Source organism: Massilia soli (assembly GCF_016809835.1).
GTDB classification, from domain to species: domain Bacteria; phylum Pseudomonadota; class Gammaproteobacteria; order Burkholderiales; family Burkholderiaceae_D; genus Telluria_A; species Telluria_A soli.
Map to the genome: position 1 here is coordinate 237,943 of NZ_JAFBIL020000006.1, position 21,373 is coordinate 259,315.

General features: G+C 64.5%; 18 protein-coding genes. 13 read left to right on the plus strand and 5 right to left on the minus strand.

The annotated features are described in order from the left end of the window. Nucleotides 1-5: 5 nt before the first annotated feature. Complete coding sequence (gene xdhA / locus I4X03_RS16085) at nucleotides 6-1,472, minus strand: xanthine dehydrogenase small subunit (RefSeq protein ID WP_223469255.1); 1,467 nt, start codon at nucleotides 1,470-1,472, stop codon at nucleotides 6-8. Nucleotides 1,473-1,589: 117 nt separating this feature from the next. Continuing rightward, nucleotides 1,590-2,543, minus strand: a complete 954-nt coding sequence (gene puuE / locus I4X03_RS16090) for an allantoinase PuuE (RefSeq protein ID WP_223469256.1) — start codon at nucleotides 2,541-2,543, stop codon at nucleotides 1,590-1,592. 98 nt (nucleotides 2,544-2,641) lie between these two features. Between puuE and uraH the strand changes: the two genes are divergently transcribed. The 8 genes from uraH (at nucleotide 2,642) to I4X03_RS16130 (ending at nucleotide 11,776) form a co-directional block, all read left to right on the plus strand. After that, nucleotides 2,642-2,995, plus strand: a complete 354-nt coding sequence (gene uraH, locus I4X03_RS16095; protein ID WP_223469257.1) for a hydroxyisourate hydrolase — start codon at nucleotides 2,642-2,644, stop codon at nucleotides 2,993-2,995. A 58-nt stretch (nucleotides 2,996-3,053) separates the two neighbouring features. Then, on the plus strand, nucleotides 3,054-3,614 hold the full coding sequence (locus I4X03_RS16100) for a ClpP family protease (protein WP_223469258.1): 561 nt from the start codon (nucleotides 3,054-3,056) through the stop codon (nucleotides 3,612-3,614). A 218-nt stretch (nucleotides 3,615-3,832) separates the two neighbouring features. After that, entirely contained in the window at nucleotides 3,833-5,068 is a 1,236-nt protein-coding gene (locus I4X03_RS16105; protein ID WP_502572553.1) for a porin, read from the plus strand. 10 nt (nucleotides 5,069-5,078) lie between these two features. Beyond that, nucleotides 5,079-5,498: a type 2 periplasmic-binding domain-containing protein gene (locus I4X03_RS16110; protein ID WP_223469260.1), complete on the plus strand. Its 420-nt coding sequence runs from the start codon at nucleotides 5,079-5,081 to the stop codon at nucleotides 5,496-5,498. 111 nt (nucleotides 5,499-5,609) lie between these two features. Further along, on the plus strand, nucleotides 5,610-7,175 hold the full coding sequence (locus I4X03_RS23210) for a methyl-accepting chemotaxis protein (protein ID WP_307735371.1): 1,566 nt from the start codon (nucleotides 5,610-5,612) through the stop codon (nucleotides 7,173-7,175). Between the two features lie 179 nt (nucleotides 7,176-7,354). Continuing rightward, nucleotides 7,355-8,641, plus strand: a complete 1,287-nt coding sequence (locus I4X03_RS16120) for an HlyC/CorC family transporter (protein ID WP_223469261.1) — start codon at nucleotides 7,355-7,357, stop codon at nucleotides 8,639-8,641. A 172-nt stretch (nucleotides 8,642-8,813) separates the two neighbouring features. Then, nucleotides 8,814-10,538, plus strand: a complete 1,725-nt coding sequence (pilB, locus tag I4X03_RS16125) for a type IV-A pilus assembly ATPase PilB (RefSeq protein ID WP_223469262.1) — start codon at nucleotides 8,814-8,816, stop codon at nucleotides 10,536-10,538. A gap of 11 nt (nucleotides 10,539-10,549) precedes the next feature. Further along, complete coding sequence (locus tag I4X03_RS16130; RefSeq protein ID WP_223469263.1) at nucleotides 10,550-11,776, plus strand: type II secretion system F family protein; 1,227 nt, start codon at nucleotides 10,550-10,552, stop codon at nucleotides 11,774-11,776. Nucleotides 11,777-11,935: 159 nt separating this feature from the next. On the opposite strand, the gene I4X03_RS16135 is transcribed toward I4X03_RS16130, so the two are convergent. Genes I4X03_RS16135 through I4X03_RS16145 form a run of 3 tightly spaced genes read right to left on the minus strand, consistent with a single transcriptional unit; the run spans nucleotide 11,936 to nucleotide 15,423 of the window. Beyond that, complete coding sequence (locus I4X03_RS16135; protein ID WP_223469264.1) at nucleotides 11,936-13,678, minus strand: putative bifunctional diguanylate cyclase/phosphodiesterase; 1,743 nt, start codon at nucleotides 13,676-13,678, stop codon at nucleotides 11,936-11,938. Nucleotides 13,679-13,693: 15 nt separating this feature from the next. Continuing rightward, complete coding sequence (locus tag I4X03_RS16140; RefSeq protein WP_223469265.1) at nucleotides 13,694-15,034, minus strand: sensor domain-containing diguanylate cyclase; 1,341 nt, start codon at nucleotides 15,032-15,034, stop codon at nucleotides 13,694-13,696. After that, on the minus strand, nucleotides 15,034-15,423 hold the full coding sequence (locus I4X03_RS16145; RefSeq protein WP_223469266.1) for a phosphonate transporter: 390 nt from the start codon (nucleotides 15,421-15,423) through the stop codon (nucleotides 15,034-15,036). The genes I4X03_RS16140 and I4X03_RS16145 overlap by 1 nt, the downstream gene beginning before the upstream one ends. Before the next feature lie 175 nt (nucleotides 15,424-15,598). Between I4X03_RS16145 and I4X03_RS16150 the strand changes: the two genes are divergently transcribed. The 5 genes from I4X03_RS16150 (at nucleotide 15,599) to I4X03_RS16170 (ending at nucleotide 21,372) form a co-directional block, all read left to right on the plus strand. Beyond that, nucleotides 15,599-16,834, plus strand: coding sequence for an AMP-binding protein (locus I4X03_RS16150; RefSeq protein ID WP_223469267.1), 1,236 nt, complete (start codon nucleotides 15,599-15,601; stop codon nucleotides 16,832-16,834). Nucleotides 16,835-16,911: 77 nt separating this feature from the next. Next, nucleotides 16,912-18,900, plus strand: coding sequence for an acyltransferase family protein (locus I4X03_RS16155; protein ID WP_223469268.1), 1,989 nt, complete (start codon nucleotides 16,912-16,914; stop codon nucleotides 18,898-18,900). A gap of 164 nt (nucleotides 18,901-19,064) precedes the next feature. After that, nucleotides 19,065-19,589 (plus strand): hypothetical protein, encoded by a 525-nt coding sequence (locus I4X03_RS16160; protein ID WP_223469269.1) that lies wholly within the window; start codon nucleotides 19,065-19,067, stop codon nucleotides 19,587-19,589. A gap of 12 nt (nucleotides 19,590-19,601) precedes the next feature. Further along, nucleotides 19,602-20,237, plus strand: coding sequence for an LpoB-related protein (locus tag I4X03_RS16165; RefSeq protein WP_223469270.1), 636 nt, complete (start codon nucleotides 19,602-19,604; stop codon nucleotides 20,235-20,237). Continuing rightward, nucleotides 20,218-21,372: a hypothetical protein gene (locus tag I4X03_RS16170; protein WP_223469271.1), complete on the plus strand. Its 1,155-nt coding sequence runs from the start codon at nucleotides 20,218-20,220 to the stop codon at nucleotides 21,370-21,372. Before I4X03_RS16165 ends, I4X03_RS16170 begins: the two co-directional genes overlap by 20 nt. The last annotated feature ends 1 nt before the right edge of the window (nucleotide 21,373 follow it).

A 21,373-nucleotide genomic window follows, 5' to 3' on the forward strand; every position in this document is an offset into this window, starting at 1 on the left:
CCTCCTTATGCTCGCACGGCGAAGGCGTTGACTTCGGCGTTGCCCAGCGGCGCATCCTGGCGCGTCTCGAACCAATAGCGCTTGAGCAGGTTCTGGGCTGCCTTCATGCGGTACTCGCCCGAGGCGCGCATGTCCGACAGCGGCTGGTAATCCTGCGCCATCGCCGCCATCGCCGCGCTCAGGGTGGTTTCGGTCCACTGCCGTCCGCGCACTGTGTCCTCGGCGGCGGTGGCCCGCTTTGGCGTGGCCGCCATGCCGCCGAAGGCGATGCGCGCGTCGGTGACCACGTCGCCGTCGAACCTGAACGCAAAGGCCGCGCACACGGCCGAGATATCCTGGTCGAAGCGCTTGGCCAGCTTGTAGGTGCGCAGGCGCACGCCGTCGCGCGGCATCGGCACGCGCAGCGCCTGCACGAATTCGCCCGCCTGCAGATCCTTCTGCTGGTAGCCGAGGTAGAAGTCTTCAAGCGGCATCACGCGCTCGCCACGCGGGCCGCGCAGGACCAGCTGGGCGCCGGCCGCGATCAGCCAGGGCATCGAGTCGCCAATCGGCGAGCCATTCGCCACGTTGCCGCCCAGCGTGCCGGCGTTGCGGATCGGGAGCGATGCGAAGCGCTGCCACATCTCCGACAACTCGTCCGGGTAATGGCGGCACAGCGCCTTGTAAGCTTCTTCCAGCGTGACGCCCGCGCCAATCTCGATCGTGCCGGCGCCGTCGCTGATGGTTTTCAGTTCGTCGACGTGTCCGAGGTAGATGATGTCGCCCAGCTCGCGCAGCTGCTTGGTCACCCACAGGCCGACGTCGGTGGACCCTGCCAGCAGCAGCGCGGAAGGATGCTGGGCGCGCAGTTGTACCAGCTCGTCGATGGTGCGCGGCGCATGGAACGCCTGGCCGCCAACGCTGTAGGTCGCCGTGCTGTCGCGCCGCAGCGACGCCAGCCGGCCGGCCAGCGCATCGCGGTCGAACGGCACCTGCGGCAGGTCGCCCATGCGCATGGCGGCGTCAATGATCGGGCGGTAGCCGGTACAGCGGCACAAGTTGCCCGACAGCGCGTCGTCCACCTGGCAGCGGGTCGGGCGCGTGCCCTCCTGCTTCAGGTACATACCCCACAGGGACATCACGAAACCCGGCGTGCAGAAGCCGCATTGCGATCCGTGGCATTCGACCATCGCCTGTTGAACCGGATGCAAAGTGCCATCGGCCAGTTGCAGGTCTTCCACGGTAAACAGCGCTTTGCCATCCAGGGTCGGCACCAGCTGGATGCAGGAATTAACCGCCTTCATCTGAAGCGCGCCGTTTTCAAGCGAACCGATGACCACCGTGCAGGCGCCGCAGTCCCCTTCGGCACAACCTTCCTTGGTGCCGGTGCAATGAAGTTCCTCGCGCAGATGCTGCAAGACAGTCTGCGTCGGCGACGCATTGCTGACTTCGCGTACAGCGCCCTGATAGAAGAAACGGATCGGTTGTGACATTCTTGCCTCGGCTTTATCCCAGCTTGCAAGGCTAACATCGGCTACCTGGACAAGTATATGGCTATTCTGATGTTTAATATCAGCGAAATCGCATGAAGCCCGCACCGATCGCCTGATTCATTCCATGCACGGATGCGTCGATTGCCAGTGGCGCGCAATGTCGATCCGGCGCGTGATCCACACCTTGTCGTGCCGCTGCACGTAGTCGAGGAAGCGCGCCAACGCCGCCGCCCTGCCCGGACGCCCCACCAGCCGGCAATGCAGGCCGATCGACAGCATCTTCGGCGCGTTCAGTCCGTCCGGGTCGCCTTCCGCGTACAGCACGTCGAACGCGTCTTTCAAATAATCGAAGAACTGGGTGCCCGAGTTAAAGCCCTGCATCGCCGCGAAGCGCATGTCGTTGGTGTCGAGGGTGTAAGGAACCACCAGGTGCGGCTTGACGGCGGCAACGCCATCGGCGCCGGTGACACTGACCTGCTGCCAGAACGGCAGGTCGTCGCCGTAATGGTCGGCGTCGTAGACGAAGCCGCCGTGCTCCACCACCAGGCGGCGCGTGGCCGGCGAATCGCGCCCGGTGTACCAGCCCTGCGGCGCCGCGCCGGTCAGGTCGCGGATGATCTGCACCGCTTCCTGCATGTGGGCGCGCTCGGTCGCCTCGTCGATGTTCTGGTACGAAATCCACTTCAGGCCGTGGCAGGCGATTTCATGGCCCAGCTCGCGGAAGGCGGCCACCGCTTCCGGATTGCGCTGGAGGGCCGTCGATACGCCAAACACCGTCAGCGGCAGCTTGCGCTCCTCGAACAGGCGCAGCAGGCGCCACAGGCCGGCGCGCGAACCGTATTCGTAGAGCGATTCCATGCTCATGTGGCGCATCGGGAACGCCTGCGCTCCGATGATCTCGGAGAGGAAAGTCTCCGATCCCGCATCGCCGTGCAGCACGCAGTTCTCGCCGCCCTCTTCATAGTTGAGTACGAATTGAAGTGCGATCCTCCCCTGCCCCGGCCAGTGAGGATGGGGCGGGTTGCGGCCGTAGCCGAGCATGTCGCGCGGGTAGTTGTCGTGGGCGTTCATTGGTGTCGCTGGGATGTGGGTTATAAGCACCATCATATATTGCCTGACCGGCGAGGGTATATGATCTCATCCACACACACTATATATAGGCAGCGAAGATGGGCAAACTCAGTACCCATGTGCTCGATACGACGCAAGGCAAGCCCGGTGCGGGCGTCAAGGTAGAACTGTACTCGGTCACCGAGGGCCAGCGCAGGCTGCTCAGACAGGAAACCACCAACCAGGATGGCCGCTGCGACTCTCCCTTGCTGGAAGGCGATGCCGTTAAGCCCGGCCAGTACGAGCTGGTGTTCGCCGCCGGCGACTATTTCGCCGCCCAGGGCGTGGACCTGCCTTCGCCGCGTTTCATCGACCGCGTGACGATCGCTTTCGGCATCGCCGACGCCAGCCAGAACTACCACGTGCCGCTGGTGGTTACGCCCTGGTCGTACTCGACCTACCGGGGCAGCTGAGCCGAACAATGCATCCGGGCTAAACTTTGTTATGCTTGGGGCTCGCTCGGGAGAAACAATGGCCTTGCACATCGTTCACTTTATCGGCCCCATCAATCACCACACCGCGTGCACCATCCGCAACTTATGCCTCCAGGCGCTGCAGAGCGGCGCCACCGAGATCGAGCTGCATATGTCCACCGAAGGCGGCAACATGACCGCCGGCTTTGCCCTGTACTTCTTCCTGAAATCGCTGCCGCTGCCGCTGACCACGCACAACGTGGGTAGTATCGAGTCGGTCGGCGTGGTGATTTTCCTCGCTGGCGGCAAGCGCTACGCTTGCCCAGGCACGCGCTTCCTGGTTCATCCGCTGCACTGGGGCTTCGGCAACCTGGTTGCCGCCGACCATTCGCGGGTTTCGGAATGGCGCGACTGCCTCGATTTCGACGCCGAGCGCTACGCGCGCGCATTCGACGAGGCGACCCAAGACTGCGCCGGCTGCGTCGATATCCGCCCCAACCTGTTCGGCAACGCCCGCCTGTTCGACGCCGAACAGGCGCTCGCCGCCGGCATCATCCACCAGGCAGTGCAAGCCCGCCTACCGGGGGCCGGAGCGACATCGCACTGGTGGAACGCATAAATCATTCATCCGCATCAACAGTTGGAATGACTGTTTGATGCTTTCGCGCAACACTTCCGCGTATATTCGCGTATTTGTAATAAATTGTCGCTCGGCAAGGATAGAATCAATACAGCAAGAGCGTTCGGCCACACCCCCGCCTGAAAACCTCCGCGCGTTGAATCTTCCGTTCCAACCTTACCAAGACAATCAAAATGAACAAACGTTTACTTGCAAGCATGCTTGCGTTGCCATTCGCTATGTCTGCCGCATTTGCCGCGGACACCGCGCCTTCGGTCAAGATCAGCGGTTTCGGCACCGGCGCCCTTACCTTCACCGACACCGACCAGGCCCAGTTCGCCCGTCCGAACCAGGCAACCGGCGCCAAGAAGAGCCCGCGTACCGGCATCGATTCGAACCTCGGCCTGCAGGCCAGCACCGATATCAATTCCTGGCTGTCGGCCACCGCCCAGGGGCTGGTGCGCAAGGATGGCGAAGAGGGCTTTGGCGCCGAACTGGCGTGGGCCTTTGTCAAAGCCAAGGTATCGGACAACGTCAGCATCCGCGTGGGCCGCGTCGGCCTGCCGGTCTTCATGATTTCCGACTACCGCAACGTGGGTTACGCCAACACCATGCTGCGCCCGCCATCGGACATGTACTCGCAAGTTCCATTTGACAATATCGATGGCGTCGACGGCAGCTTCCAGCACTCGTTCGGCGACACCACCCTTACCGCCCAGCTTGCTTACGGCAAGACCGAGGCGACCCTCGCCGCAGGCAGCGGCGTACTGGTCACGCTGGATGCCAAGGACCTGCTGGCGCTGAACCTGGTAGCCGAACACGGCCCGCTGATCGTGCGTATCGGCCGTGCCGACGCCAAGGCGACCATTGCCGACTCGGTATCGCTCAACACCCTGGTAGGCGGCCTGCGCGCCACCGGCGCCGGCTATGGCTTCAGCCAGCTGGCCCCGCTGGCCAATGAACTGTCGGTCGACGACAAGAAAGTCTCGTTCACCTCCGCCGGCGCGATCCTCGACTGGAACAACGTCCTGGTCCAGACCGAAATCGGCAAGCGCAAGACCGACAGCTATATCAACGACACCACCGCGTGGTACGTGATGGGCGGCTACCGCTTCGGCAAATTCCTGCCGTACATCAGCCACTCGAAGCTGAAGGCGGACAACATCGTCGCCAACACCGTGCCAGCGTCGTGCCCGGCCGGCTATCCAGCCGCCTGCACCCCGACCCTGCGCGCACTGTCGGCCGGCGTTACCCGCCTGACCACCACCGGCACCCAGGGCCAGCAAAGCACCGACACCATCGGCCTGCGCTGGGACTTCCATACGTCGGCCGCGCTGAAGGTGCAGATCGACCGCATCAAGCCGAAGAACGGCCAGGGCCTGCTGCTGCAGCCAGCGGCCGGCTTCACCGGTCCGGTCACCGTCGGCGCAGTTGCCGTCGATTTCGTTTTCTAAGGAGCCACGCATGAAACAACTTCGTCACCAACTGGCGACCGTGGCAGCGGCGCTTTCCCTGGCAGTACTGGCAGCACCGGCACACGCCGAGGTCGTTGTCGTGGTCGGCGCTAAAAGCCCGGCCGCCAACATGACCAGCGAGCAGGTCGCCCAGGTTTTCCTCGGCAAGTCGACCTCGATGACCCCGGTCGACCAGCCTGAATCGGAAGCGATCCGCGGCGAGTTCTACAAGAAAGTCGCCGGCAAGGACGCCGCCCAGGCCAAGGCCTTGTGGTCGAAGCTGGTATTTACCGGCAAGGCCTCGCTGCCGAAGGAATATCCTGGCGCCGCCGAAGTCAAGAAAGCGGTCGCAGCCGATCCGAAAGCCATCGGCTACATCGACAAGAGCGCGCTTGACGGTTCAGTCAAGGCAGTCCTGAGCGTGCCTTAAGCGCCCGGCATTGTCCCCGTCGCCCCCCATCCTGCGCCTGTCCTTCGTGACAGGCGCCAACGGCATGCCGCCTTCACGGGCGGCGTGTTATGTTTTTTTGGAGTCCGTAGAATGAGTATCAAACGTAAGATCTGGGCACTGCCCGCGATCTCGACCCTCATCTTCAGTGTTGGCGTCGGGGCCAGTGCGTACATCGCCACCGGCGCACTCAATTCAATCCGCACCACCGGCAATGTCGACTATCCGGTACTGGACAGCGCCAAGTCGCTGTCGCTGGAAGTCATCGCCATCACCGACGGCCTGCGCGACGCCGTGGCCGAAGGCGACAAGGCCCGCCTTGACCAGATCGCGGAACAGGCCGGCAAAGTCAAAGCCAACATCAACAAGCTGGCACAAATCCCCGGACAAGCCGCCACCGGCGCGCGCCTGGGCAAAGAATTCGATGCGTACTACGCGCCGGCGCTGTCGGCCGCGCGCATCATGCTGGAAATGGAACAAGGCGATCCGGGCGCGACCGTGACGCGCATGCAAAGCGCCCTCGCCACCCTGACCGCCGACCTGCAGAAAACCAATACCGCGGCACAGGAGCAGTTCAAGGCTGGCATCGATGCCAGCGAAACCAAAGTGCGCAACGTGCTGTGGGCCATCATTGCCGCCGCGCTGGTCGTGGTTGCCAGCCTGGCGCTGGTGTCGTGGTTCGTCGTCAAGGCGATCTGGCAACAGCTCGGTGGCGAGCCGGAATACGCGCGCACCATTGCGCGCTCGGTGGCCGACGGCGACCTGTCGATGGATATCGTCACCGAAAAGAACGACAGCACCAGCGTGCTGGCAGCGCTGCGCGACATGCGCGCCAAGCTCGGCAGCATGGTCGCAGAGATCAAGACCTCGGCCGAAACGATCAATGTCGCCAGCGCGGAAATTGCCAGCGGCAACGCCGACCTGGCAGCGCGCACCGAATCGCAGGCCGCCAGCCTTGACCGCACCACGCAGGCGATGCATGGTCTGACCACCACCGTGCGCAAGAACGCCGGCAACGCCACCGAAGCCAACGCACTGGTGCTGTCCGCATCCGACGAAGCGACCCGCGGCGGCCAGGTCGTCAGCGGCGTGGTGACGACGATGGGCGACATCAATGCATCTGCAAAAAAGATTGTCGATATTATCGCCGTGATCGATGGCATCGCATTCCAGACCAACATCCTGGCGCTGAACGCGGCGGTCGAGGCGGCGCGCGCAGGCGAGCAAGGCCGCGGCTTCGCCGTGGTGGCCTCGGAAGTGCGCAACCTGGCCCAGCGCAGCGCCGCGGCGGCCAAGGAAATCAAGGAATTGATCGGCGACTCGGTCGCCAAGGTCGATGCCGGCTCGCAGCTGGTCGACCAGGCTGGCGTGACGATGGGGCAGATCGTCGAATCGGTGCGCAAGGTCGCGGCCATCATGGTCGAGATCAACGCCTCGAGCCAGGAGCAGTCGGCCGGCATCGATGACATCGGGCGCGCGATTGTCAGCATGGATGAAATGACGCAGCAAAACTCGGCACTGGTGGAAGAGGCGGCGGCAGCAGCCGAATCGCTGACCGAGCAGACCGTTCAGCTCAGCAGCGCACTGGCGATATTCAAGCTGGCGCCGGGTGGGCAGCCGGCGGTTACCAGGCGTGACATGCTGGCGATCGGTAACTAAAGACAACTCGGCGGATAAGCGCCCAGCGCGCATCCGCCGAGTTGCATCCCCCGTCCCGCTTGTGGACAAACTTGCATCAACCCTCCCCTTCCTCTAGAATCCAAAGCTCAGCGGTAGCCAGACGGCCCGCTCCGCCTGGCGCCGGCCAGTTTGACATGCAAGTTTTCTTACGGTGACCCTTGGATACCGTGCCGCTGTGGGTGCTCCTCGTCGCACTTGGCTTCCTGATCCTGTTCTCGGCCTTTTTCGCAATGGCGGAAACGGCGCTGATGTCGGCCAATAAGTTCCGCCTTCGTTCGATGGCCAAGCGTGGCCACCGCGGCGCGCGCTCGACCTTGTGGCTGCTCGACCGTACCGACAAGCTGCTGTCGCTGATCCTGATCGCCAATACCGTCGTCAACGCCGCCGCCACCGCGCTGGTTACCGGCATCGCCATCTTGTTCTTCGGCTACGACGAGGCGATGATCGCGATTGCCATCGCCGCGCTGGTGTTCCTGCTGGTGGTGTTCGCCGAGATCACGCCCAAGCGCATCGGCGCGCGCTACCCGGAAAACATCTCACTGTCGGCCGCCACGGTGCTGCGCCCCCTGATGGCCCTGTCTAAGCCGCTGATCTGGTTCGTCAACCTGTTCGTCTCGGCCATGATGGCGCTGCTGCGCATCCGCCCCGGCAATCCCGAGCCGCAGCGCGTGTCGCCCGATGAGCTGCGCGCGATCGTGATGGAAGGCGGCAACGTCATACCGCCAAAGCACAAGAGCATCCTGCTCAACCTGCTCGACCTGGAAAACATCTCGGTCGAAGACATCATGACCCCGCGCGCCCAGGTCGAAGCGCTCAACCTGGCGGTGCCGGTGGCCGACATCAAGCACCAGCTGACCACCTGCTACCACAACAAGTTGCCGGTGTATGAAGGCGAGATCAACCAGATCGTCGGCATCCTGCACGTGCGTCACGCCGTCGCCCTGCTCAACGAGGAAGACGAATTGACGGTGGCGCACTTCCGCAAGCTGCTCAGCACGCCCTACTTCATCCCGGAAGACACCAGCGCGCTGGCCCAGCTGCAATACTTTCAGGAAAACCGAGAACGCCTTGGCATCATCGTCGACGAATACGGCGAAGTGCAGGGCCTGGTGACCCTCGACGACATCATCGAGGAACTGATCGGCGAGTTCACCACCTCGGTGCCGGGCGCCTCGCGCAGCGAGACCTTCGGCTGGGATGCGAAAGGCGAGTGCCTGCTGGACGGCGCCACGCCGCTGCGCGACATCAACAAGCAGCTCGGCCTGGGTTTCTCGCTCGACGGCCCCAAGACGCTCAACGGCATGCTGCTCGAACAGCTGCAGGAAATTCCCGACGCCCCGATCGCGATCAAGATGGGCAACTGCGTGGTGGAGGTGCTGCACGTGCAAAACCAGGCCATCAAAGTGGCCCGCCTGCAGCGACTGGCGCCCAAACAATACATATAAGTCAAGTTTGTGTCGCCGTGCCATTTCGTCTACGTGGTATTAGCGCCTCTGGCAGGGAGACAAGGCTTTACAAATGTGATGCTCAGAGGCATGATCTACGGCAACACGCCGCATCGGGCCACACCTGGCACGGCGCCCTTGTCGTCTCTTGATCATTTAACCACGCGCGTCTATGGCATCAGTCCTACCGAACACGGCTTCAGGCACACCGATGTCGGGACTGGCGCGTGCGCTGGTCCAGGCCGGCCGCCTGCCCGCCGCGCAGGCGGACGCGCTGCAAAAACAGGCTGCCACGGACAAGGTTCCCTTCATCGACACGCTGGTGGCCAGCGGCCAGATCGACGCGCGCGACCTGGCCGCCTTCTGTTCTGAAACCTTCGGCTACCCGCTGATGGACCTGCAGACGCTGAGCATCGACGCGCTGCCGCCGAAGGCCATCGACAACAAGCTGATGCAGGCGCAACGCGTCGTCGCGCTGGCCAAGCGCGGCAACAAGCTGTCGGTCGCCATCTCGGACCCGACCAACATCCAGGCCCTCGACCAGATCAAGTTCCAGAGCGAAGCGTCGGTCGAGCCGGTGATCGTCGCCCACGACGTCCTGATCGCCCTGCTCGCCAAACTGATGAAGAGCGCCGAGCAGACGCTCAACGAAATGGTCGGCGACGAGCAAGACATCCAGTTCGCCGAGGAAGACACCCAGGCCGCGCCCGCGCCCGAAGCGAACGACATCGAAGATGCGCCGATCGTCAAGTTTTTGAACAAGATCCTGATGGACGCGGTCAACATGGGCGCGTCCGACATCCACTTCGAGCCGTTCGAAAAGTTTTACCGCATCCGCCTGCGCGTCGACGGCGTGCTGCGCGAGCATGCCCAGCCGCCGATCACGATCCGCGACAAGCTGGTCTCGCGCATCAAGGTGCTGGCCAAGCTCGACATTTCCGAAAAGCGCGTGCCGCAGGACGGCCGCATGCGCCTGATCCTGTCGCCGGTCAAGGCGATCGATTTCCGCGTCAGTACCCTGCCGACCCTGTTCGGCGAAAAGACCGTCATGCGTATCCTGGACGCGACCCAGGCCCAGATGGGCATCGACGCGCTCGGCTACGACCCGGACCAGAAGGAACTGCTGCTCGACGCCATCCAGCGCCCTTACGGCATGGTGCTGGTGACCGGTCCGACCGGCTCGGGCAAGACGGTGTCGCTGTACACCTGCCTGAACGTCATCAACAAGCCGGGCATCAACATCTCGACCGCGGAAGACCCGGCCGAGATCAACCTGCCGGGGGTCAACCAGGTCAACGTCAACGACAAGGCCGGCCTGACCTTCCCTGTCGCGCTGAAATCGTTCCTGCGCCAGGATCCTGACATCATCATGGTCGGCGAGATCCGCGACCTGGAAACGGCCGACATCGCGATCAAGGCCGCCCAAACCGGCCACATGGTGTTCTCGACGCTGCACACCAACGACGCGCCGTCGACGCTGACGCGCCTGATGAACATGGGCGTGGCGCCATTCAACATCGCCTCGTCGGTGATCATGATTACCGCCCAGCGCCTGGCGCGCCGCCTGTGCACCTGCAAGCAGCCGGCCGACACCAGCCGCGAAGTGATGCTGGCGGCGGGCTTCCGCGACCACGAGCTGGAAGGCGACTGGAAGCCGTACAAGCCGGTTGGCTGCGAGCGCTGCCTGGGCAGCGGCTACAAGGGCCGGGTCGGCATCTATCAGATCATGCCGATCACTCCGGCGATTGAAAAAATTATTCTTGCGCACGGCAATTCGATGGAAATCGCGGCGCAGTCGGAAGCGGAAGGCGTCAAGTCCTTGCGTCGTTCAGGCCTGATGAAGGTCAAGCAGGGATTGACCAGCCTGGAAGAAGTGCTCGGCTGCACCAACGAATAGGAAACAGAACCATGGCAACGTCACAAACGAAAGCGGCCGGCGCGGTCAAGGAAAGCGTCTACGTCTGGGAAGGCAAGGACAAATCCGGCAAGACCGTGCGCGGCGAACTGCGCGCCGGCGGCGAAGCCATCGTCAACGTCACCTTGCGCCGCCAGGGCGTGATGGTGACCAAGGTCAAGAAAAAGGTCCAGCGCAGCGGCAAGAAGATTACCGACAAGGACATCTCGATGTTCACGCGCCAGCTCGCGACGATGATGAAGGCCGGCGTACCGCTGCTGCAATCGTTCGACATCGTCGGCAAGGGCCACGCCAACCCGTCGATGGCCAAGCTGATCATGGACCTGCGCAGCGACATCGAGACCGGTACCAGCCTCAACAACGCATTCCGCAAATACCCGCTCTACTTCGACCCGCTGTTCTGCAACCTGGTCGGCGCCGGCGAACAGGCCGGTATCCTGGAAGACCTGCTGACCCGCCTGGCGATCTACAAGGAAAAAACCATCGCCATCAAGGCCAAGATCAAGTCGGCGCTGATGTATCCGATCTCGATCCTGGCGATCGCCTTCGTGGTGACTGCGGTCATCATGATCTGGGTGGTGCCGGCGTTCAAATCGGTGTTCCAGAGCTTCGGCGCCAACCTGCCGGCGCCAACCCTGATGGTGATGGCGATTTCCGAATTCTTCGTGCAATGGTGGTGGCTGATCTTCGGCGGCATCTTCGGCGCGGTGTACTTCTTCTTCCAGGCCTGGCAGCGCTCGCTCAAAGTGCAGCGCTTCATGGACATCACGCTGCTGAAAGCGCCGATCTTCGGCTCGGTGATCCGCAAGGCGACGATCGCGCGCTGGACCCGCACCCTGGCAACCATGTTCGCCGCTGGCGTGCCGCTGGTCGAAGCGCTCGACTCGGTCGGCGGCGCGGCCGGCAACGCGGTCTACCTCGACGCCACCCGCAAGATCCAGAATGAAGTCTCGACCGGCACCAGCCTGACCTCGGCCATGCAGAACGCCAACGTGTTCCCGAACATGGTGACCCAGATGGTGCAGATCGGCGAAGAATCCGGCTCGCTCGACGCGATGCTCGGCAAGGTGGCCGACTTTTACGAAGAAGAAGTCGACGAAGCCGTCGGCGCGCTGTCGTCGCTGATGGAACCGCTGATCATGGTGATTCTTGGCGTGCTGATCGGCGGTTTGGTAATTGCGATGTACCTGCCTATCTTCAAGCTCGGCTCGGTGGTCTAGGGCGGTCGGTCGCGCCGCGGCAGCGGCAATGGGGCCGGCACGTCGGCCCCATTTTCTTTGGCTACAGCACCGTTACGTGTGGAATGGCGATCCACCGCCACTCGTCGTTCCCGCGGAAGCGGGAACCCATACCCAGTCCGTATTCGCGGGGGAGCGCGGCTATCTTTCGACCAGCCAGGCCACCAACGCCTCGGTCGTCAGGGGACGGCTGAACAGGTAGCCCTGCCCTTTATCGCAGCCAAGTTCGCGCACCACGGCGGCCTGCTCCGCGGTTTCGATGCCCTCCGCCACAGTCGACATGCCCAGGCTGCGCGCCACCATGACGGTCGCTTCCACCAGCGTGCGGTGGTGCGGGCTGGTGTCGACCTGGCTGACAAAGCTGCGGTCGATTTTGACTGTGTTCACCGGCAGCAGGTGCAGGCTTGACAGCGATGAATAGCCGGTGCCGAAGTCATCCAGCGCCAGCGTCACCCCGAGCGCCCTGAGCGCATGCAAGCCGCTGGTCACCGATTCATCCTGTGCGGCCAGGCTTTCCGTCACTTCCAGCTGCAGCGCCCCGGCGCTCATGCCGTACGCCGCGAGAATCTCCTTGACCGTGTCGGCCCATCCCGGTTTCGCCAGCTGGGCGCGCGACAGGTTGACGGCGATCAGGCGAGGCGCCCGTGCACCGAGTTCGGCCTGCCAGCGCATGAAATCGCGGCAGGCGCGCTCCAGCACAAAGTCGCCCAGCGCGCCAATCAGGCCGCTCTGCTCGGCGATGTCGATAAATTCGATCGGCGACACCAGCCCACGCACCGGATGCTGCCAGCGCACCAGCGCTTCAACGCCGGCCGAATAATCCGGACCGTGATCGCCGCGCAGGCCAACCACCGGCTGGTACACAACGAACAGCTGCTCCTGCAGCAAGGCCACGCGCAAATCGGATTCGATGTCGCCACGGCGCGCGCTGCGTTCGCGCATTGCCGGTTCGAATACCAGCGCGCGGCTGCCGCCATCGCGCTTGGCGTCGGCCATCGCGATGCTGGCGTCGCGCAGGATCTCGTCGGCCTCGGCGGCGGCCGCATCGGCCAGCACGATGCCCATGCTGACCGGGCAGCTGATGCTGTGGCCATCGACGCGGTAGGGATTGCCAAGCGCCTTGAGCAGGCGCAGCGCGACACTGTGGACGTCGTCGGCGCTGCGCATCCCGTCGAGCACCACGACAAATTCATCGCCGCCGATGCGCGCCGCCATCTGGGCCGGACCGGATACGGTGAAGATCTGGTCGGTGGGCGGGCGCAGCGTGGTGCGGATGCGTTCGGCGACCATCATCAGCACCTGGTCGGCGGCGCCATGGCCGAAGGCGTCGTTGATCTGCTTGAAGCGGTCGCAATTGATGAACAGGACGGCGAAACCGGCCTGCTGGTCCACGCTGCCGCGCTCCAGGATGCGCTGCAGTTGTTCCTGCACCGCGCGGCGGTTCGGCATCTGGGTCAGCGCGTCGATGCGCGCCGCACTGTCGAGACGGCGCGCCAGCGTTTCCTGCTCGCGCCGCACTTCTTGCGTGACATCCGACAGCGACGCCATGATGCGGCCGCCGTCGACCTTCAGCAAGCTGACCGACAGCACCTCGGTGCCGCTGGCGGCCGAACGCAGGTGGCGCAGGTCGACCCGCAGCGCTTCGCAGATCACGCCGGAACTGGCGGGAAAGGCCGCCGCCATCGGCTGCAGCGTGGGCGCCACGCCGGACAAGACGTCAAACAGGTTGTCCAGGTTACCGTCGGGTGCGAGCGGCATCAGGAGATTGGACGACATCGGGTTGAGCATTTCGATCGTCCCGTCGAGGGCGATCTGCACCAGGCCGATCGGGGCCCGGTACAGGAACTGCATCAATGCCTCGTATGCGTCGGCATGGTCATTCATGGTCATGTGCTGTTGTTATCGTGGGTGTTGCGCGTCTGGGTCTGCCGACCAGCAGCTGGTGCGATTGCGGCCGCCGTTCTTGGCGCGGTACAGCGCCTGGTCGGCGCGCTTCATCAAGGGATCGAGGCTGTCGTCGGCGCCATCGAGGATGGCGATGCCGGCGCTGACCGTGTAGGCCACGGCGACGCCGTCAACCATCGCCGGCTGCGCCGCCACCAGTGCCAGCACCCGCTCGGCGCCGGCCAGCGCGCCGGCCTGGTCGGTCGAGGGCATCAGCACGCCGAATTCCTCGCCGCCGGTGCGCGCGACGATATCGACCTCGCGGAAGGCCGCGGTCAGCACCGCGGCGAAATGGCACAGCACCTGGTCGCCGCCGGCGTGGCCATGGCTGTCGTTGACCGACTTGAAGTGGTCTAGGTCGAACATGACCAGGGCGGTCGGGCGCGGCACCCGTTCGGAGCGTTTGAGTTCGAGCTCGGCCTGCTCGAAGAAGGCGCGGCGGTTGCCGATGCCGGTCAGGAAGTCGCAAAATACCGCGCGCTGGCGCGCTTGCGTCGCTTCGCGCTTGTCGGTGATATCGCGGATGATCAGGCAGTACGCCGCGTCCTTCAGTCCTTCGGCGTCAACCAGCGGCGCGGCCGCGTCGCGGTCCGGCAGCGGCGCCAGCAGCGCGCTGCCCCAGAACCGGCTGCCGTCGGCGCGCTGGCGCGTTCCCTCTTCCATGCACCAGCCGTTGCGGTCGGCCTCGTGCAGGCGGTCGAGCAGCCCGGCCTCGGTAGTCGCGTCAGGCGCCGAGAACATCGAGAACGGCTTGCCGATGACGTCGGCGGCGCTAAAGCCTGTGACCCGCCCGATGCTGTCGTTCCAGCCGCGCACGCAGCCGGCGGCATCGAGCCCGATCAGGGCGTAGTCGGTGATATTGGTCAGGATCGCGTTGAGCCAGGCGTCGCTCTGGCGCAGCTGGCGTTCGCGCTGCACCTGCTGCGTCACGTCGCTGAGCACCGCCATGATGCGCAGGTGATCGAGCTTGACGATGGTCAGCGACAGGATCATCGGCTGCGCCTTGCCATGTGGCGCGGCGTTGACCGGAATCTGCAGCGCGTCGCAGATGGTGCCGCTAGGCGGCGCGTAGCCGGCGCACATCGGGCGCAGGTCGGGGGCCACCGATTCGAGCGCCGCGAACAGGTTCGACAGGTCGCCGCCGCGCGCCAGTGGCATCAACAGCTGCGCCGAGATCGGATTGATCATGCTGATGGCGCCGTCGATGTCGGCTTGCACCAGGCCCACTGGCGCAAGGTACAGGAACTGGATCAGCGCTTCGTGCTCGAGGCTCATGCCTGGCATGGGATCGTTCATTAATGACGCTGCACGAGCACGTAGCGGATCGCCGCGCCGGGAGCCGCCAGCAGGCGCAGCGCAACCTTCACCGGCCGCATGCGCAAGGTCAGCACGTAGTCGATCGTCGCATCGAGCGCCTCGCCGGCGTCGAGCGCGTCGTCGAAACGCTGCGCCACCATGAAATTGTTCATGCACGGCGCCACCACCGTAAACAGCGGCTGGCCAAGCACCCGAGCCATGCCCAGGCCGGCCGCATCGGACTCGAACTGGTTGTACTGGCATACCACGGTATCGGCGTCGAATCCAATCACGCCAAAGCCGAGCTGGTCACGCTCGGCGTCCGTCATCGCGCCGAGCGCCGAAATCACATCAGGGGAAGAAAAGACGGGCAATTCGCGCTCAGACATACATAACTCCGGGTGATCTTGAGAACTACAAATACTATGTTGCAGCCTAGAAACTGATCGTGACATAGGACGTGTCGCAGTGTCAAACGAGCGGACTGATCGCGTCACACAATCGTCCAAGCCGTTGCGCGCTTGATACAATCGCTTCCCCTATCGCGCCTCCTGGAAGACAGCCATGCAGCCAGTAACGAGCATCAATGGCGCCGTGCCCCGCTGGTGGGACGACGGCGCCGCGGTCCGCTTTGTCGCCGACCTGGTGGCGGCCGAACTGGCCCGCCTGCGGCCCGGCACGGCGTTGCCCGCGTTGCCATGGCCGCGCAGCTGCGACCTGGCGCGCGACCTGGGCGTCGATTCGCTGGAACGCATGGCGCTGGCCAGCGCATTGTCGGCGGCGCTGCAGTTGCACCGCGCCGGGGCCGGCGACGCGCTGGCCGCCGGACAGACCATCGGCGCGTGGGCGGACGCCGCCAGCGCCGGCCTGGCCCTGCATTCGCACGAGATCACCTTCCGTACCTCGGGCAGCGCCGGCCAGCCCAAGCCTTGCCCGCATACGCTGGCCTCGCTGTGGGCCGAAGTCGGCGAACTGGCGGCGCTGCTGCCTGGCCACGCGCGCATCCTGTGCGCGGTGCCGTGCCATCATATTTACGGCTTCCTGTTCTCGATACTGCTGCCGCGCGCCCTCGGCCTGCACCCTGACGCGGTGCGCGATGTACGCGCCGCCTCGCCAGGCATGCTGGCGCGCGAGGCGCGCGCGGGCGACCTGGTCGTCGCCTATCCGGACTACTGGCGCGCCGCGCTGGCGGCAGGGCCATTCGCGCCCGGCGTCACCGGCGTCACTTCGACCGCACCGTGCCCGCCCGGACTGGCGCAGGATCTGGAAGCGCATGGCCTGGCGCGGCTGCTGCAGGTGTACGGCAGCTCGGAAACCGGCGGCGTCGGCTGGCGCGACAGCCACGCGCAACCATTTACCGCCTTGCCGTACTGGCGCCGCGATCCCGACGACGCGGCCGTGCTGCTGCGCAGCGGCGCCGGGGCCGGCAGCTACCCGCTGCAGGACGTTCTGGCGTGGCAGGGCGAACGCCAGTTCCTGCCGGCCGGGCGCATCGACCAGGCGGTGCAGGTGGGTGGCATCAATGTGTTCCCCGAACGGGTGGCGCAAGTGCTGCGCGCGCACCCCGCCGTAGCGGCGGCGTCGGTACGCCTGATGCGCAGCGACGAGGGCAGCCGCCTGAAAGCCTTCGTGGTGCCGCATGCTGGCGCGCAGTCGCCGCAACTGCTTGGCGCAGAACTGCGCCAGTGGGCCGCGGCGCGCCTGTCCGGCCCGGAACTGCCGGCCGCGATCGCGATCGGCGCCGAGCTGCCGCGCAGCGCCAGCGGCAAGCTGGCCGACTGGATCATCGATGCGGCCTGACGAACGGACATAGATAAAGAATTAAGTTTCCGCATGCCACTAGGGGTATACTTCGCCTCAAGCAATTTACGGCCCCTATGAAAATCGACCACGACATGACCGCGCTGGCGCCCGCCGCCAGCAGCGTCGCCCTCTCCGCGCACCCTGTCTACCGCAGCGACATCGATGGCCTGCGCGCCATCGCCGTCCTGGCGGTGGTGGTGTTTCACGCCTTCCCCGCGCTGATTCCCGGCGGCTTCACCGGGGTCGACATCTTCTTTGTCATTTCGGGCTTCCTGATCTCGACCATCCTGGCCAAATCGCTGGCGCACGGCAGCTTCAGCTTCGCCGGGTTCTACGCGCGCCGCATCAAGCGCATCTTCCCGGCGCTGCTGGCGGTCATGGCGGCGACGCTGGCGTTTGGCTGGGTTGCGCTGTTCCCCGACGAACTTGCGCAACTGGCGCGCCACATCACCGGCGGGGCCGGCTTCCTGTCCAACCTGGTCCTGTGGAACGAGGTTGGCTACTTCGACCGCGGCGCCGACACCAAACCTTTGCTGCACCTGTGGTCGCTGGCGATCGAGGAGCAGTTCTACATTCTCTGGCCGGTGGTCCTGCTGCTGGCCTGGAAGCGCCGCGTGTCGCTGCTGGCCGCCGCCGCGGTCCTGGCCGCGCTGTCGTTCGCGGTCAATGTCGGCGGCATCCATGCCTTCCCGAGCGCGACATTCTATTCACCGGCGAGCCGCGCATGGGAACTGCTGGCCGGGGCGATGCTCGCGTGCGCCTTGCTGCGCCCGGTTCCGTCGCTGACGCGGGCGGTGGCGCTGCTGCCGCCCAACGCGTGGTCGGCGCTCGGCGCGCTGTTCCTGACCCTCGGCTTCGCACTGATCACCGCGAAGCACCGCTTTCCGGGCTGGTATGCGCTGCTGCCGGTTGCCGGCGCGGTCATGCTGATCGGCGCCGGACCGCGTGCCTGGTTCAACCGTGTGGTGCTGTCGAACCGGCTGCTGGTCTGGGTCGGCCTGATCAGCTACCCGCTGTACCTGTGGCACTGGCCGCTGCTGTCGTATGCGCATATCATTGAAACCGGCACCCCCGCGCCGCAACTGCGCGCGGCACTGATGGTGCTGGCGGTGGTGCTGGCCTGGCTGACGTACCGGCTCATTGAGCGGCCGCTGCGCTTTGGCGAGGGCCGCTATAAGGTCGCGGTGCTGGCCGGCCTGATGGTGGCGCTGGGGGCGGGCGGCGCATGGATCGCCAGGCAGGGCGGCATGCCGCAACGCGCAGCGGTGCTTGAAAATGCACGGCACCAGAAATCGCTGGTGCTGGTGGAGGACGTGCAGAACGCGGCCGCCTGCAAGAAGCGCTATGGTTTCGATTCGCTGTACGAATACTGCCTGATCGGCGATGTCACCCGCGAGCCGACCGTGGCGCTGGTGGGCGACAGCCACGCCTACCATGTGGTGGCCGGCCTGACCAAGTACTACGCGAGCCGCGGCGAGAACCTGGTGATGTTCGGCACCCGCCACCCTTACTGGGGCGTGAAGCCTGGCGACGACCCGTACCAGCAGGCCACCCAGCCGATGCTGGAACTGGCGCTGGGCATCCCGAGCATCAAGACCCTGGTCATCTCGACCCACATCCAGTTCGACACCAGCTCGCCCGACGGGCGCGTCATGTACAACGCGGCGCGCGACACGATCCGCCGGTTTACCGAAGCGGGCAAGGCGGTGATCATGATGGAAGACGTGCCGTTGCTGAGTTTTGATCCGCGCGCGTGCATCAAGCGGGCCGGGATCGTCTCGTCGGCGACGCGCGCGCCATGCGCACTGCCGCGCAGCGAAGTCGAGAAGCGCTCACCCCAGAACGAGGCACTGGTCGCCGGCCTGCTGCAAGAGTTCCCCGGCACTGCCCTGTTCCGTACCAGGGACCTGCTGTGCGACGTCACGCTGTGCTGGGCGATGAAGGATGGCAACCTGCTGTACCGCGACAATAACCACCTGAGCTACGAAGGCGATCTCTACATCGGCGGCAAGTTCGCCGCCTGGGATGCGCTGCGCCAATCGCGCATGGACGGGCCGCGCTAGGCGCCGATTTGCAACTGACTTCGCTCGGTTTGTCATAACGAATACTGAACCTAATTGTAGGCAAAATCCTACACACGCATTGCCAGAAACCCAATTTATGTTGCGGGCTTGAAATTGGTTTGTCTATAATTTGCCATATCAACAATTATAGGGAAACCCTGAAAATGAAAACCGCACTTGTACTCGCACTCGCCCTGGCCGTCACCGGATGCGCCACTTATCAAGCACCGCAGATGGCGGCGCCAACCGCGATCCTCGCGCCAAAGCCAATCCTGGGCAACGGCGGCAAATACATGTCGCCGTACACCGAAGACGGCACCGTCGCGGTTTGGGTGGAAAAAGGCCGTAGTGCGAGCGCCGGTTCGGCCGTTGGTGGTTTCCTGGGCGCCCAGGCTGGCCAGAAAATGGCTGAACAAATCCCATTCTTCGGCGGCATCATCGGCCAGGCCGTCGGCGAAAAGGCCGGCCGCGCGGTGGCACTGCAGATGGTTGGCGGCGAAGAATTCATCCGCGCCAACTCGGACCTGTCGTTCAACACCGTGCAAGACCTGGCCGTCTACATGTACGCCAAGAACTCGGCGCACAAGGATTTTGCGGAAGCGCTCAAACTGACCCAGGAAATCTACCCGGAGCTGAAGACTGCGTACTATCCGGCGATCTACGCCGCGCCGACCATCGCCGCCAAATAATCGGGACCGACGATGATCAGCAAACTTATTCCAGCTGTCGTGCTGGGCGCCGCCTTCCTGACCGGCTGCGCCACGCCGGCTGTCGATAACAGCCCCGGCCGCCGCGTCATGTACCAGGATGTTGCATCGACATCGGCCACCGTGGCCGGCGTCGGCGTCGAGTCGCAGGACGTGGTCTCAATGACCGACAAGATGGTGCGCGACATCCTGTCGAACCCGCAGATTTCGGGCCGCGCCACGGCGCCGCGCGTGATCGTCGATTCCGAGTATTTCACCAACGACAGCTCGTCGCGGATGAACAAGAACGCGATCACCAACCGCCTGCGTGTCGAATTGAACCGTGCGTCCAACGGCCGCCTGGTGTTTGTCGCCCGCCACTTCGGCAACATGGTCGAGAACGAACGCGAAGCCAAGCGCAGCGGACAAGCCGACAAGGGCACCATCCGCAGCACCAAGGCGCAAGCCGGTGGCGACTTCCGTCTCGGCGGCAGCATTACCTCGATGGACGCCGCATCGACTAGCAGCGGCAACGTATCGCGCTACCACCAGATCACGTTCGAGCTGGTGGACCTCGAGTACGGCACGATCGTCTGGTCGGGCATCTACGAGTTCAAGAAAGAAGCGCGGGATGACATCCTTTACCGCTAAACCGCTGGCCGGCGCTCTGCTGGCTGCGGCGCTGTGCGCACCGCAGCTGGCGCACGCCGATTACGCGGCCGAGCTGGCGCGCATGAAGGCGGCGCCGCAGAAGGATGCGACGCTGGTGACCTTGCAGGCCGGCCTGGCAGCACTTTCTGAGAACCGCCTGCCCGAAGCGCGCCGCCATTTCGACGATGCACTAGACGTCATCGAAGGGATGTTCGCCAACACCCAGGCCGCCGCCAACGCGCGCTCGCTGTGGTACGAAGAAGGCGCCAAGGAGTTCAAGGGCGAGCCGTACGAACGCGCGATGGCGTTCTATTACCGCGGCCTGGCTTACCTGATCGAGGCCGACTACGAAAACGCGCGCGCGTCGTTCCGTTCCGGCTTGATGCAGGACGCCTTCGCCGAGGAGCAGCAGAACCGCTCCGACTTCACCAGCCTGATGCTGCTCGAAGGCTGGACCAACCAGCTGCTCGGCGCAAAAAGCCAGGCTGGCGAGGCTTACCAGGAAGCGGTCCGCCTGCGTGCCGGTTTGCCGGTACCGCCGGCCGGCGCCAACGTGCTGGTCATCGCTGAACTGGGTGGCAGTCCACGCAAGGTAGGCGACGGCATCGACAACCAGGAGATCGTCTACCGCGGCCCCAAGCGCACACCCGAGCGCAGCGTCAGCATCGATATCGACGGCAAGGCTGTCAGGCCGGTGCTGATCGAGGATGTGTTCTTCCAGGCGTCGACGCGTGGCGGCCGGCCGATCGACCGCTTGATCGCGGGCAAGGCCAGCTTCAAGGAGACCTCCGGCGAAATCGGCATGGCGCTGACCTCGCTCGCTTCCGAAAGCAGCCTGATGATGTCGGCGGTCGGCGGCAAGGGCGGCGGCAACGTGATGGGTGGCCTGGCCGCCATCGGCGCGATTTCGTCGATCATTTCGGCCAACGTCAAGCCGCGCGCCGACGTCCGCTACTGGAACAACCTGCCTGAAACGCTTCACGCCACCGCGTTCACGCACACAGGGCTTCCAGCCAACATCAGCGTCAAGCTGTTCGACGACAGCGGCAACGCAGTGCAGTCGGACAAGCTGGCAATTAACAAATGGATCGACCGGAACGGCAACGTTCTTATCTGGATCAAGAGCAGAACTTAAC